Here is a 14,174-nt window from a genome sequence, read left to right on the forward strand (position 1 = left end):
GGCAAATCTCCCACCGCGTCGTCACGCTGAGTTCCGGCACGGTCCGATGTCGACCCTTGACTTGAGGTAGCACGTGGGCAACTCTATGACTTGATCGATGCAAAAACTGAGCAAAGCTGTGCAAATATCGATCAAACCCTGCCCCTGCCCTCAAAGATGAGAGCGACGCGATGAGAGCGAAGCCCCTCCTGTCGTGGTGCACCGCCACGGCACTCGTCCTCGGTCTGGTCACCGCGACCGGGCCCGCCGCCGGCGCCGAGAAAACCACCGACCTCGCGCTCGGCAAGCCCGTCACCTCCTCCGCCAACCCCGCCGCCGCGGCCGACGTCAACGACGGCGACCGGAACACCTACTGGGACAGCGCGAAACGCGGTGACCAGTGGGTCCAGGTCGACCTCGGCAAGGCGGCCCGCCTCGGCCACGCCACCCTGCGGCTCCCGTCGGGGTGGTCGGCCCGCAGCCAGCTGATGTCCGTGCAGACCAGCGTCGACGGGCGGGCCTTCGCCACCGCCGCGGGCGCGACCGCGCGGGCGTTCACCCCGAAGAGCGGCAACACCGTCACCGTCCCGCTCGGCGAGACCACCGCGCGGTACGTCCGCGTCGGGTTCCCGCAGCGCGGGCAGCTGTCCGCGCTGGAGGTGTACGGGGCGACCGCCTCCACGACGAACCTCGTCGCCGCCGTCCAGTCGGTCACCGCGAGCACGAACAACTCGCCGTACGTCGCGTCGAACGTGGCCGACGGCAACCAGGCGACCTACTGGGAGAGCCAGAACAACGCGTTCCCGCAGTGGGTGCAGGCGGACCTCGGCTCGTCGGTCGCGACGAACCGGCTCGTGCTGAAGCTGCCGACGCACTGGGAGGCACGCACGCAGACCCTGGTCGTGCGGCAGAGCAGCGACGGGGCGAACTTCTCCGACCTCGTCGCGTCCAACGGGTACCGGTTCGACCCGGCGACCGGCAACACGGTGACGATCGACTTCCCCGCCGTGACCACGCGCTACGTGCGCGTGCACGTCACCGCGAACACCGGCTGGCCCGCCGGGCAGCTGTCGGAGTTGGCGGTCTACGGGCCGTCGACCGGTGACGTCCAGGCCCCGTCCGCGCCATCCGGGCTCGCGTTCACCCAGCCCGCGAGCGGCCAGATCCGGTTGACCTGGAACGCGTCGACGGACAACGTCGGCGTCACGGCGTACGACATCTACGCCAACGGCGCGCTGCGGTCCTCTGTGGACGCTTCGACGCGGGCGTTCACCGACAGCCAGCCCGCGAGCGCGACCGTCACCTACTTCGTGCGGGCGCGGGACGCGGCGGGCAACCAGTCGCCGAACAGCGACACGGTGACCCGGGACGGAACCAGCGCCGGGGTGAACCTGGCGGTGGGCAAGCCGATCGTGGCGTCCGGCCACGTGCACACGTACGTGGCGACCAACGCCAACGACGACTCGGTCACCACGTACTGGGAGGGCAATTCCGGGTACCCGAACACGCTGACCGTGAGCCTCGGCGCGAACGCGGCGATCACGTCGGTCGTCGTGAAGCTCAACCCGGACCCGGTGTGGGCGGCACGCACCCAGACCATCCAGGTGCTCGGACGTGACCAGTCGGGGACGACGTTCACGTCCCTGGTGGCGGCGCGGCAGTACGACTTCAGCCCGTCGTCGGGCAACACGGTGACCATCCCGGTGACCGCGGAGGCGTCGGACGTGCGGCTGCAGTTCACTCAGAACACCGGCGCCCCGGCCGGTCAGGTGGCCGAGTTCCAGGTGATCGGTGCGCCGGCGGCGAACCCGGACCTGCGGGTCAGCGGGCTCACGTGGACGCCGGCGTCGCCGTCGGAGAGCGACCCGATCACGTTGTCGGCGACCGTGCGCAACGCCGGTGACCGCCAGTCCGCGGCCACGTCGGTGAACTTCTACCTCGGGACGACCGAGGTCGGCACTGCGTCCGTCGGCGCGCTGGCCGCGGGCGCGTCGGCCACGGTGACGGCGAACATCGGCGCGCGCGACGCGGGCAGCTACTCGCCCGGTGCGAAGGTCGACGAGGACGACGCGGTCGTGGAGAAGGACGAGACGAACAACGGGTTCACGAGCCCGTCGTCGCTCGTGGTCACGGCGGTGCCGACGTCCGACCTCGTCGCGTCGCCGGTCAGCTGGTCGCCGACGAACCCGCAGGCCGGGGCGACCGTGAACTTCTCGGTGGCGATCCGCAACCAGGGCACGATCGCGTCGGCGAGCGGCGCGCACGGCATCACGCTGACGGTCACCAACGCCACGACCGGCGCGGTGGTCAGGACGTTGACCGGTGCGTTCAGCGGCACGATCGCGGCGGGTGCGACGACCGCACCGGTCGCCCTCGGCACGTGGACCGCCGCGAACGGCCGGTACACGGTGAAGGTCGTGCTCGCGAACGACGCGAACGAGCTGGCCGCCAAGCAGGGCAACAACACCTCGACGCACAACCTGTTCGTCGGCCGCGGCGCCAACATGCCGTACGACATGTACGAGGCCGAGGACGGCGTCACCGGCGGCGGTGCGGCGGTGGTCGGTCCGAACAGGACGATCGGCGACCTCGCGGGTGAGGCGTCCGGGCGGCGTGCGGTCACGTTGAACGGCAACGGCGCCTACGTCGAGTGGACCACGCGCGCGCCGACGAACACGCTCGTGACCCGGGTGTCCCTTCCGGACGCCGCGGGCGGCGGCGGGACGAACTCGACGCTGAACGTGTACGTGAACGGCCAGTTCCACAAGGCGATCGACGTGACGTCGAAGTACGCGTGGCTGTACGGCAACGAGGCGTCGCCCGGCAACTCGCCGGGCGCGGGCGGGCCGCGGCACATCTACGACGAGGCCAACGTCATGCTGAACGCGTCGTTCCCGGCGGGCACCAAGATCCGCCTGCAGAAGGACGCGGCGAACAGCGGCACGTTCGCGGTGGACTTCGTGAGCCTGGAACAGGTGGCGCCGGTCGCGAACCCCGACCCGGCGCGGTACGTGGTGCCGACCGGTTTCGGGCACCAGGACGTGCAGAACGCGCTGGACAAGGTGCGCATGGACGCCACGGGCAACCTCGTCGGGGTGTACCTGCCGCCGGGCGACTACCAGACGTCGTCGAAGTTCCAGGTGTACCTGAAGGCGGTCCGCGTGGTCGGCGCCGGACCGTGGTACACGCGGTTCCGCGCGCCGTCCGGGCAGGAGAACACGGACGTCGGGTTCCGCGCGGAGTCGTCGGCCAACGGGTCGGTGTTCTCCGGGTTCGCGTACTTCGGCAACTACACGTCGCGGATCGACGGGCCCGGCAAGGTGTTCGACTTCAACGGCATCTCCGGTTCGACCATCGAGAACATCTGGGTCGAGCACATGGTGTGCCTGTACTGGGGCGCGAACACCGACAACATGACGCTGCGGAACAACCGCATCCGCGACATGTTCGCCGACGGCATCAACATGACCAACGGCAGCTCCGGGAACCTGGTGTCGAACAACGAGTCCCGCGCCACCGGTGACGACTCGTTCGCGTTGTTCAACGCGCAGGACGGTGGCGGCGGTGAGGTCACGGGCAACACGTTCGAGAACCTGACGTCGTTGCTGACGTGGCGTGCGGCAGGCTTCGCGGTGTACGGCGGGTACGACAACGTGTTCCGCAACCTGCTGGTGGCGGACACGCTGGTGTACTCGGGGATCACGATCAGCTCGCTGGACTTCGGCATCCCGATGAACGGTTTCGGCGCCTCACCACCGACCCGCTTCGAGAACGTGTCGGTGGTGCGGGCCGGTGGCCACTTCTGGGGCGCGCAGACGTTCCCCGGCATCTGGATCTACTCGGCGACGAAGATCTTCCAGGGTATTCGGGTGTCCGATGTGGACATCGTCGATCCGACGTATCACGGGATCATGTTCCAGACCGACTACGTGGGCGGCCAGCCGCTGTATCCGGTGGCGGACACGGTGTTCACGAACGTGACCATCTCGGGAGCCAGGAAGAGCGGTGACGCCTACGACGCCAAGTCCGGCTTCGCCATCTGGGCCAACGAGATGCCGGAGACGGGCGAGGGCCCGGCCCGCGGCTCGGTGACGTTCAACAACCTGACCATGACCAACAACGCGATCGACATCAGGAACACGACGACGACGTTCACGATCGTGAGGAACTGAGGTCGGTGCGGTGCCGCCGGGGCCCCGTGGCTCCGGCGGCACCGTCACCGCGGCGCGGTAAATCGGTTGCCGCTGTCCTGAACGGTTTGCTCTCCTGGAACGCACCACGACCCAGGGGGTTCCGCCATGCGAGCTGCGTTCATGTCCATCCAGCCAACTGCCGTCTACGCAGAGGACATGAATGCACACCCTCAACCTGGGGATTCTCGCGCACGTTGACGCGGGCAAGACGAGCCTGACCGAGCGGCTCCTGCTCGAGGCCGGGGTGATCGACCGGCTCGGCAGCGTCGACGCCGGGTCCACCCAGACCGACTCCCTCGACCTCGAACGCAGGCGCGGTATCACCATCAAGGCCGCCGTCGTCTCGTTCGAACTCGGCGGGGTCACCGTCAACATCATCGACACGCCCGGCCACCCCGACTTCGTCGCCGAGGTGGAGCGGGTGCTTGCCGTGCTCGACGGCGCCGTGCTCGTCGTGTCGGCGGTCGAAGGCGTGCAGGCGCAGACTCGCGTCCTGCTGCGGACCCTCCGCCGGTTGCGCATCCCGACGCTGGTGTTCGTCAACAAGACCGACCGGCGGGGTGCCGATCCGGACCGGGTGATCCGCGCGTTGAACACCCTCGCACCGGTCGTGCGGCCAGGGGACGTCGAGGCGCTCGCCGAGTACGACGACGACGTGCTCGCCGCGTACCTCGACGAGCGGCCCGCGCCCGACCGGCTGGCGGCCAGGACGCGGGACCTCACCGTGCATCCCGTCTTCGCCGGGTCGGCCATCACCGGGGACGGGATCGCGGCCCTGACCCGGGGCATCACCTCGTTGCTGCCCAGGTCCACCGCCGTCGGCGGGCCCGTGTCCGGCACGGTGTTCAAGGTCGAGCGCGGCCAGGCGGGCGAGAAGATCGCCTACGTGCGCATGTACTCCGGCACGCTGCGGGTGCGGGACCGGCTCGACGCGGGGAAGGTGACCGCGGTGCGGGAGGTGTCGACCGGCGCGGCCGAGGTGTCCGGTGGGCAGATCGCGCGGGTGTGGGGGCTCGACGTGCGGATCGGCGACGTGGTCGGGGTGGCCTCCGGCCCCCTCGAACCACGCTACCGGACGGCACCGACAGTGTCGGGGCGTGCGGGCCTGGCCTGTGGACAGTTCGCGCCGCCGACGCTGGAGACCGTCGTGACGCCCGTGCGTCCGGCGATGGGCGGGGCGTTGCACGCGGCGCTCACCGAGCTCGCCGAGCAGGACCCGCTCATCAACCTGCGCCGCGACGACGAGCTGTCCGTCTCGCTCTACGGGGAGGTGCAGAAGGAGGTCATCGGCGCCACGCTGCTCGACGAGTACGGGATCGAGGTCGCCTTCCGCGAGTCCACGACCATCCACGTCGAGCGGCCCGTCGGCACCGGGAACGCCGTCGAGCTGATCGGCACCGGGCCGTTCCTCGCCACCGTCGGGTTGCGGGTCGAGCCCGGGGAACCCGGGTCCGGGGTCGGGTTCCGGCTCGGGGTGGAGCTGGGGTCCATGCCGTACGCGTTCTTCGTCGCGGTCGAGGAGACCGTGCACGCCGCGCTGCGGCAGGGCCTGCACGGCTGGCAGGTCAGCGACGTGCTCGTCACCATGACGCGCTCCGGGTACTGGGCGCGCCAGAGCCACGCGCACGGCACGTTCGACAAGAGCATGTCCAGCACCGCGGGCGACTTCCGCAACCTCACGCCGCTCGTGCTGATGGCGGCGCTCGCCGAGGCGGGCACCACCGTCCTCGAACCGATGCACCGGTTCCGGCTGGCGGTGCCCGCCGACGCCACGGCCGCGGTGATGCCCGTGCTCGTGCGCCACCGCGCCGTTCCGCTGACGACGGACGTCGCGGGGCGCACCTCGGTGATCGAGGGGGACATCCCGGCGGAGGAGGTGCATTCCCTGACGCGGAAGCTGCCGACGCTCACCCGCGGTGAAGGGGAGTTCGAGAGCGAGTTCGACCACTACCAGGAGGTCGTCGGGGCGCCGCCGGAGCGGCCGCGCTCGGACCACAACACGCTCAACCGCGGGGAGTACCTGCTGCACGTGGTCCGGAGGGTGTGACGGCCGCGATGACCGCGGTCGTGCCGTACGTGTCGGCGCCGGAGACGACGCCCCGCAGCGTCCGGTCGCCCGCGACGGCGTCGAGGACGTAGGTGAATCGCTGCGCCGCCGCGCCTGTGCCGGGGGACCCACCGGGAGCGTCGCGAGAACCTCCGGGGCCACCGGCGTCGCGAGCCGCTCCGTCAGTGCCGCCTCGCCGAGGCCCTCGACGTGCCGGACGTCGACGTGCCGGGGGATCGTCACGACCTCCACCAGCGGGATCCGGGCCATGGCCGTCGGGCTCCGCCTCGTCCGGGAGGAGCACAGTCGTGCGGCGGGGCGTTCCCGTGCGCCAGACGCCGTCGTCGTAGACCAGGCCACCGGTCGAGAACGCGTCGAGCGTGCGCAGCGCGGACCGGAGGGAACCACGGGAGGGGCCGCCGACCCGGCCCACGTGCCGCCGTCGGTCTGCTCGACCTGGAGCTGGACCAGGGCGGCCCCGGCACGGACGCGCTGGTACCCGCCCTGCTCGACGTGCTGCTGCTGCACGTGCTCACGACACCGGCTGGGCCGCCGCGCTGACCGCGAGCCACGGCGAACCAGCAGGTCAGTGGACGGTTGGCGGGCTGTCCAGGGCGGCGTTCGCACGCCGGTTCGCGGCGCTGGTCGGGCAGCCGCCGACTCCCGGCCGTTACCGGCGGCAGGTCACTCCACGGTGCTCTTCAGGAAGGCGATGATGGCTTCGAGGCCGTCTCCGATCCAGCCGAAGATGGCCTGTACCCCGTCGCCCAGCTGCGTGGGGTGGACGATCAGCGTGTAGATCAGGACGGCCGCCGCCGCGAGCAGCAAGACCTTCTTGGCTTTCATGCGCGCCTCGACTCGCCCTTTCCTCATCTTCGTACGGTTCCCACCATTGTGCTGCTTCGACGGTAGGCGATGGTGCGGGAGGGTGATCAATAGCCCCATCAGGTGACACACGACCGCGTCCGATAGGGGGACGGCCACCGAGAGCAACAGCGACGTGCGGGGCCGGGGCGAGCGGAACGCGATTTCACGTGCGCGGGTGAACTGCCCACGCGATCCGTACGTATCTGGAGTGGCGGGAACCGCCCGGCGACCGGAACGGAAGTGATCGCGTGCCCAACGGTGTGGACTCGGGGTTGTTCTCGCAGACCGCGCACAGTCCGTCGTTCTTCGAGTTGTCGCGCCGGATGGGGGAGCAGGGCAGGCAGCTGGTCGACTTCTGCATCCCGTGCAACCCGTACTTCCCGACGCCGGAGATGTTCGACGAGCTCGCGAACAACCTGGAGACGCTGCTCAGGTTCTACCCGAGCGACGCGGACACGATCACCCGCCAGCTCGCGCGCGTGCTCGGGCTCAACCCGGCCACGCTCGCGATGGCCAACGGGTCCACCGAGCTGATCACGTGGATGGACCACCTGTGGATCCGCGAGAGCGTCGCGATCCCGATCCCCACGTTCGGCCGGTGGACCGACCAGCCGATGGAGACCGGCAAACGGGTCGACATGTTCCCGCTGCGGGAGGTCGACTTCTTCCAGCTCAGCGTCGACGAGTACGTGCGGTTCATCCGGTCGCGCGGTTCGCGGGTCGCCGTGCTGTGCAACCCCAACAACCCCGACGGCGGCTACCTGCCGCGCCGCGAGGTCATCCGGTTCATGGACGAGCTGGCCGACCTCGACCTCGTGGTGGTCGACGAGTCGTTCATCGACTTCGTGGAGGCCGAGCCCGCGCCGTCCGTCGCGCTGGAGGCGGCGATCCGGCCGAACGTGGTGGTGCTCAAGAGCCTCGGCAAGAACTTCGGGCTGCACGGCATCCGGTTCGGCTACCTCGTCGCGAACCCCGGGCTCGCCCGCAAGATGCGCGGCAACCTGCCGAAGTGGAACCTGAATTCGCTCGCCGAGACGATCGTGTTCATGCTCGGCGCGCACGGCGCCGAGTACCGGGAGAGCCTGCGGCTGCTCGCCCGCGACCGGTACGGCATGGGCATGCAGCTCGCGCGGGTGCCCGAGCTGACGGTGTACTCCTCGCAGGCGAACTTCCTGCTCGTGAAGCTCGGGCCCGGAGTGGACGGCACCGAGCTGCGGGACCACCTGATCAGCCGCCACCATGTGTTCATCCGCGAGTGCGGCAACAAGCTGGGCATGGGCAACAACTTCCTGCGCCTGGTCGTCCGGCCACAGCAGGACGTGGCCCGCCTCATGGAAGGGATCGACGACTACCTGCGGCCGCACTGGGACGACGAACTGTCGCGGCGCCGCAACGCGCAGAGCGCGTGATCACCGCCGAGGCGGCGACGCTCACCTGATCCGGCGGCCGCTGGGCGGCGGCGGGACCACGGGTGGCGCCGTGACGGGTGCGCGTGGTGCCGGGGGTGGGCGGCGCTCCGGTGGCCGTTTGCACGGTGGCGCCGAGAAATGCCGCCTCACAGTGGCAGCTCCGCGTCCTTCGCCAGCACCGGCGGCTCGTCGTAGGTGGCGGCGTGCGGGTACTTCAGGTCGCTGCCGGTGTTGAGCACGACGACCTCCTCCGACCCGTCGAGCCACCCGCTCTCGCGCAGCCGCGCCACGGCGGCGAGCGTCGCGGCGCCCTCCGGGCACATCAGCACGCCCTCGGTGCCCGCGCACGCCGCCTGCGCCGCGAGCAGCTCCGCGTCGTCGACGGCGATCGCGGTGCCGTCGGTGTCGCGGACGGCGGACAGCATGAGGAAGTCGCCGATCGCGCTGGGCACGTTGATGCCGAACGCGACGGTTTCCGCGTTCTCCCACGGTTCCGCCGTGTCCGCGCCCTGCTCGAAGGCGCGCACGATCGGCGCGACGCCCGACGACTGCACCGCGACCAGCCGTGGCAGCTTGCCGGTGAGCCAGCCGAGCGCGACCAGCTCGTCGAGCGCCTTGCGGATGCCGATCAGCCCGACCCCGCCACCGGTCGGGTAGACGATCACGTCGGGCATCCGCCAGCCGAGCTGCTCGACGATCTCCAGGCCCATGGTCTTCTTGCCCTCGATGCGGTAGGGCTCCTTGAGCGTCGAGGTGTTGAACCAGCCGTGGGTGACGGCCTGCGCGGCGAGCTTGCCCGCGTCACCGATCAGACCGTCCACAATGTACAGACGGGCGCCTGCCAGCACGCACTCCATGCGGGTGATCTTCGGTGCGTCCTGCGGCATCACGATCAGCGACTCGAGCCCGGCGCGGGCCGCGTACGTCGCCCACGCCGCGCCCGCGTTCCCGTTGGTGGGCATGGTGATCTTGTCGACGCCCAGCTCCAGCGCGCGGGACACGCCGACCGCCGCGCCGCGTGCCTTGAAGCTGCCGGTCGGCAGCGTGCCCTCGTCCTTCACGAGCAGGTCCGGCACGCCGATGCGGGCGCCGTAGGAGCGCAGCGGCAGGATCGGGGTCATGCCCTCGCCGAGCGTCACGACGTGTCTGCGGTCGCGGACGGGGAGCAGCTCGCGGTAGCGCCAGAGATCGGGCCGCCGCCCTGCGATGTCCGAAGTGGACACAGTGGCGGCGACGCGCTCGAGGTCGTACCTGGCGAGCAGTGGAGTGCCGCACTCACAGAGGTTCCGCGGAGCGTCCGCGTCGTAGCGCGCGCCACACCGCCCGCACTCCACGTGGGACAGTGCGCTGTGCCATGGCTCGGTCAACGAAGATCCTTTGTGTGCGGGGAAAAACGGGGGCGACGGTGCCCTTCCGCAGTTCCTACCACCGGCCGGTTCTGGCATGCAATATTGAATCCAATACTGTGGGATGAACCCCTGATCGGCCCGGGTGAGCGGCTCTGTACCGTGTTCCACGTCACTGACCTGCGGGAAGGACGGCGATGTCGCTGCCGAGGAGCACCCTGAGCAGCATGGCGTACGGGGAGCTGCGCCGGGCGATCCTCAGCGGCCGGTTGGCGCCGGGGGCGCACGTGACCGTGCGGCCGCTCTGCGAGGAGTTCGGCCTGTCCGCCACCCCGGTGAAGGCGGCGCTGACGGCGCTGGAGCGGGAGGGCTTCCTCGTGCTCCACCCCCACCGCGGCTTCTTCGTCCCCGAGGTCGACCGCGACGACATGCAGGAGCTGTACGAGCTGCGCGAGGTCCTGGACGGCATCGCCGCCCGGCGCGCCGCGGCGCTACCGTCCCGGGGCGCGCTGGTGGAGCGGCTGAGCGCACTGGTGGACGCCCAGGCGACGGCGGTCGAGGCCCGGAACCTGTCCGGCTACAGCGACCTCGACGGCCAGTTCCACCAGGAGATCCTTGCCGCGGCGGGCAGTCGCCGACTGCAGCAGGTGGCGGAGAACATGATCGGCCAGCTGCGCCTGGGTCGCGCCACGTCGGCCCGCGTGCCGGGCCGACCGTCGGCCGCTCTCGTGGAACACCGCGAGATCGTGGCCGCCATCGCCGCGGGTCAGCAACAGCAGGCGGAACGCCTGGCCCGCCGCCACGTCCGCAAGTCCGCGAACGCACTGGACCGCCACCTGAACCGAGGCGGCCGAGCGTCCTGAAGGACGCTTTCGGGACGTTGGGCCTGGATCGACCGGAGACCCAAGCTGGCTGTGCCGGCGCCGGGGGCGAGTTGCGCGAAGACGGCCGCTTGTGAATTGGTACCGCCATATAGTCTATTGACGTCACCGAGTAACCAATCGGACACTTAGCCCACCTCGGGTAAACGATTACTCGGGCCACGTGTCGACCGTCCCCTGCCTCCACGGTTGATCGAAAGGTGTCCTCGATGTCGAGAATCGCCGTCCTGCTCTGCGCCGCCCTGGTCGTTCTCGGGGTCGGGCCGGTCGCCACCACCGCCGCCGAACCGCGGGCCGGGAACGGGGCCGTGGGGTGGGACACCTACCGGCGGCTGGACCTGCTGCCCGACCTCGCCGGTGGCTCGCAGACGAAACAGTTCTCCAGCTTCGCCCGCAACGGCACCAACGACGACGGGTTCGTCGGCCGCTACTCCTGCCTGCGCACGAACGGTCCCGGCTGTGTCCTCGCCGAGGACCGGGGGCCCGGTGAGGTCCAGTCGATCTGGTTCACCCGCGACGAGGGGAACGTCACCGCGACCGGCAACATCCGGATCGTGCTCGACGGGGTCACCGTGCTCGACGCGAGCCTCCAGCGGGTCGTCGACGGGGACCTCGGCGCGCCGTTCCTGTACCCGCTCGTGACCAACGCCAACCAGACCTCCGGCGGCGTCACGATCAAGATCCCCATGCCCTACCGCGAGTCGATGCTGATCACCACGACCAACAACCCGCTCTTCTACCACGTCGGCTACCGCGAGTTCGCCGACGCCGCCGGCGTCACGCGCTTCAACCCCGCCGACCCCGCGAACGACGTGATCTCCCTGCTGCGCAACGCGGGTCACCGGGACCCGAAGCCCGTCCAGCCCGGCGCGGCCACCGTCAGCGCGACCGTGTCGCCCGGCGCGGGCAGCAGCGCCACGATCGCCAACCTCACCGGTCCCGCCGCCGTCTCCGCCGTGCGCGTCCGCGTCCCCGACCACCTCGCGACGGAAGCGAACCTGAACGGCCTTCGCCTCCGGGCCACCTTCGACGGGCGCTCCACAGTGGACGCACCGCTGGGCGAGTTCTTCGGCGCGGGGCTCGGGGAGCGGGAGGTCCGCTCGCTGATGTTCGCCATGGATCCCGCCCCCGGCGGCTGGTACAGCGCCTGGTGGATGATGCCGTACGCGAACAACGCGACCCTGAGCATCGCCAACACCACCGGCGCGACCGTCAGCGGCATCCAGACCCAGGTCACCCACGCGCCCAACGGCAAGTGGACCGCGGAACTCGCGGCGAGCGGCAGCGCCGGGTACTTCACCACCCAGTCCCGCGCGGGCAACACCACGCAGGCCCGCGACTGGGTGGTCGCCGACCAGTCGGGCCGCGGCCGCTTCCTCGGGGTCACGCAGGTCGTCCGCAACTCGCTCACCAGCGGCAACAACCGCGGTTACCTCGAGGGTGACGAGCGGATCCAGGTCGACGGCTCGCTCACTCCGCAGTGGTACGGCACCGGCACCGAGGACTACTACGAGTCCGGCTGGTACTTCAACCGGGGCGAGTACTCCGGCGTCTTCACCGGCAACACCGGCCACCGCCTCCGCACCAGTACGTGCGCGGTCGAGTGCGACTCCATGTACCGCCTGCAGATAGGCGACGCCGTCTCCTACTCGACGGGCCTGCGGTTCGGCATCGAGCACGGCCCCCAGAACGACTACCCGGTCGCGGAGAGCACCACAGCCTTCCTCTACACCAAGCCGCAGTTGGCCAACCGCACCACCGACACGATCGTCGTCGGCGACGCGGGCAGCCGGTCCGCGCACGCCTACACCGAGTCCGGCGCCGCCACCCAGTACGGGCTGACCAGCGCGTACGAGGGCGACGACGACCACATCGGGGTGAGCGAGCAGGTCCGTTCGACCGGCGGGGCCATCAGCTTCCGGCTCGCCGTCGACCCCGGCAACCAGGGGGTCCGCCTCCGTCGCACCAGCGACCAGAACGCCGCGTACCAGACCGCGGCCGTGACCGTCGACGGCGCGAACGCGGGCACGTGGGTGCAGGCGCTCGGCAACCAGTCGCAGCGGTGGCTCGACGACGACTTCACGCTGCCGCCGTCGCTGACCGCGGGCAAGTCGAGCATCACCGTCCGGCTCGTGCCGAGCGGTCCGCAGTGGACCGCGAGCCGGTACCGGGCGATCAACCTGGTCGCCCCGTTCACCGACACCACACCACCGAGCGGGGTCGCGACACCGGTCGTCGGCGGCCGCACCCACGCGGTCGCGTTGAGCTGGTCGCCCGCCACGGACAACGTCGGCGTCGCCGCCTACCGCGTGTACGCCTCCACCAGCTCGTCCGTGCCCGTCACGAGCGGCAACCTGGTCGGCACCAGCACCACGCCGAGCTTCCGGCACGGCCCGCTGCCCGCCAACACCACCCGGTACTACCGCGTCGTGGCGGTCGACCGGGCAGGCAACGCGGGCCCGGCGTCCGGTGTGGTCGGCGCGACCACGAAGCACCCGGTCACCACCGACGTCAACGGGGACCGGCGCGACGACGCCGTGCTGTTCACGCAGGGCACGACGAACGACGTCTACACGGCGCCGTCGTCGGGCGGCGCGTTCGGCGCCAGGGTCAAGGGCCACGACTTCTTCTCCGTGACCGGTGAGGTGCCGCTGACCGGTGACTTCAACGGCGACGGCCGCTCGGACGTCGTCACGTTCACCCGAGGCGAGGCCGCCGACGTGTACGTCGCGCTGTCCAACGGCACCGGGTTCACCGGCACGTCGCAGAAGTGGCACGACTTCTTCGCCGCACGCACCGAGAAGCCGGCCGTCGGCGACGTGAACGGTGACGGCCGCGACGACATCGTCACGTTCACCTGCGGCACCGCCGGCGACGTGTACGTGGCGCTGTCGAACGGGTCCGGCTTCGGGCCGGGCGTCAAGTGGGCCGACCACTTCTGCATCAACGACGAACGGCCCGCGGTCGGCGACTTCGACGGCGACGGCCGGGACGACGTGGTCACGTTCACCGGTGGCACGTCCGGCGACGCGTACGTGTCGCTGTCCAACGGCGCCGCGTTCGTGCAGGAGGGCTGGCTCTGGCACGGCAACTTCGCGCTCGGCCAGGAGCTGGCCGGGGCCGCGGACGTCAACGGTGACGGTCGCGACGACGTCATCACGTTCACGCGCGGCGACACCGCCGACGTCTACGTGTCCCTTTCGGACGGTGCCCGGTTCGTGCAGAACGCGTGGAAGTGGCACGACTTCTTCGCGGTCGGCGCGGAGCTGCCCGGCCTCGGCGACTTCAACGGCGACGGCCGCGCCGACATCGTGACGTTCACCGGCGGCACGGCCGCGGACGCGTTCGTCGCAACGTCGACCGGGTCCGCGTTCGCGGGCACGTCGACGAAGTGGCACGACGACTTCGGCACGACCGGCGAGATCCCCCGACCCACGATCTGACAGGACAAC

The 14,174-nt window shown here is 70.4% G+C and carries 7 protein-coding genes; 5 read left to right on the plus strand and 2 right to left on the minus strand.

What is annotated here, in order from left to right; all coding sequences use genetic code 11:
* Positions 1–170: 170 nt before the first annotated feature.
* Positions 171–4,151 (plus strand): discoidin domain-containing protein, encoded by a 3,981-nt coding sequence (locus ACIBVP_RS12705; RefSeq protein WP_396106216.1) that lies wholly within the window; start codon positions 171–173, stop codon positions 4,149–4,151.
* A gap of 181 nt (positions 4,152–4,332) precedes the next feature.
* The gene (locus ACIBVP_RS12710; protein WP_396106217.1) at positions 4,333–6,219 is read left to right on the plus strand and encodes a GTP-binding protein; all 1,887 of its coding nucleotides are present in this window, start codon (positions 4,333–4,335) and stop codon (positions 6,217–6,219) included.
* Between the two features lie 684 nt (positions 6,220–6,903).
* Here ACIBVP_RS12710 and ACIBVP_RS12715 read toward each other — a convergent pair.
* Complete coding sequence (locus ACIBVP_RS12715; RefSeq protein ID WP_396106218.1) at positions 6,904–7,065, minus strand: hypothetical protein; 162 nt, start codon at positions 7,063–7,065, stop codon at positions 6,904–6,906.
* A gap of 269 nt (positions 7,066–7,334) precedes the next feature.
* Between ACIBVP_RS12715 and ACIBVP_RS12720 the strand changes: the two genes are divergently transcribed.
* Positions 7,335–8,495 (plus strand): pyridoxal phosphate-dependent aminotransferase, encoded by a 1,161-nt coding sequence (locus tag ACIBVP_RS12720; protein ID WP_396106219.1) that lies wholly within the window; start codon positions 7,335–7,337, stop codon positions 8,493–8,495.
* Between the two features lie 146 nt (positions 8,496–8,641).
* On the opposite strand, the gene ACIBVP_RS12725 is transcribed toward ACIBVP_RS12720, so the two are convergent.
* Positions 8,642–9,862, minus strand: a complete 1,221-nt coding sequence (locus ACIBVP_RS12725) for a threonine synthase (RefSeq protein WP_396106220.1) — start codon at positions 9,860–9,862, stop codon at positions 8,642–8,644.
* A gap of 206 nt (positions 9,863–10,068) precedes the next feature.
* On the opposite strand from ACIBVP_RS12725, the gene ACIBVP_RS12730 reads away from it, so the two are divergent.
* Together ACIBVP_RS12730 and ACIBVP_RS12735 are read left to right on the plus strand one after the other, a co-directional pair.
* Positions 10,069–10,704 carry a GntR family transcriptional regulator gene (locus ACIBVP_RS12730; RefSeq protein WP_396106221.1) on the plus strand — a complete coding sequence of 212 codons (636 nt, stop codon included), beginning with the start codon at positions 10,069–10,071 and terminating at the stop codon, positions 10,702–10,704.
* Between the two features lie 227 nt (positions 10,705–10,931).
* Positions 10,932–14,165, plus strand: a complete 3,234-nt coding sequence (locus ACIBVP_RS12735; RefSeq protein WP_396106222.1) for a DUF2961 domain-containing protein — start codon at positions 10,932–10,934, stop codon at positions 14,163–14,165.
* Positions 14,166–14,174: the final 9 nt, after the last annotated feature.

The organism is Actinophytocola sp. NPDC049390, assembly GCF_044466355.1.
Classification (GTDB): Bacteria; Actinomycetota; Actinomycetes; order Mycobacteriales; family Pseudonocardiaceae; genus Actinophytocola.

What these genes read in the sequence shown, in the direction of transcription:
- ACIBVP_RS12715 (WP_396106218.1), bottom strand. Translation starts at nt 7,065, where the DNA reads ATGAAAGCCAAGAAGGTCTTGCTGCTCGCGGCGGCGGCCGTCCTGATC.
- ACIBVP_RS12710 (WP_396106217.1), top strand. Translation starts at nt 4,333, where the DNA reads ATGCACACCCTCAACCTGGGGATTCTCGCGCACGTTGACGCGGGCAAG.
- ACIBVP_RS12705 (WP_396106216.1), top strand. Translation starts at nt 171, where the DNA reads ATGAGAGCGAAGCCCCTCCTGTCGTGGTGCACCGCCACGGCACTCGTC.
- ACIBVP_RS12730 (WP_396106221.1), top strand. Translation starts at nt 10,069, where the DNA reads ATGGCGTACGGGGAGCTGCGCCGGGCGATCCTCAGCGGCCGGTTGGCG.
- ACIBVP_RS12735 (WP_396106222.1), top strand. Translation starts at nt 10,932, where the DNA reads ATGTCGAGAATCGCCGTCCTGCTCTGCGCCGCCCTGGTCGTTCTCGGG.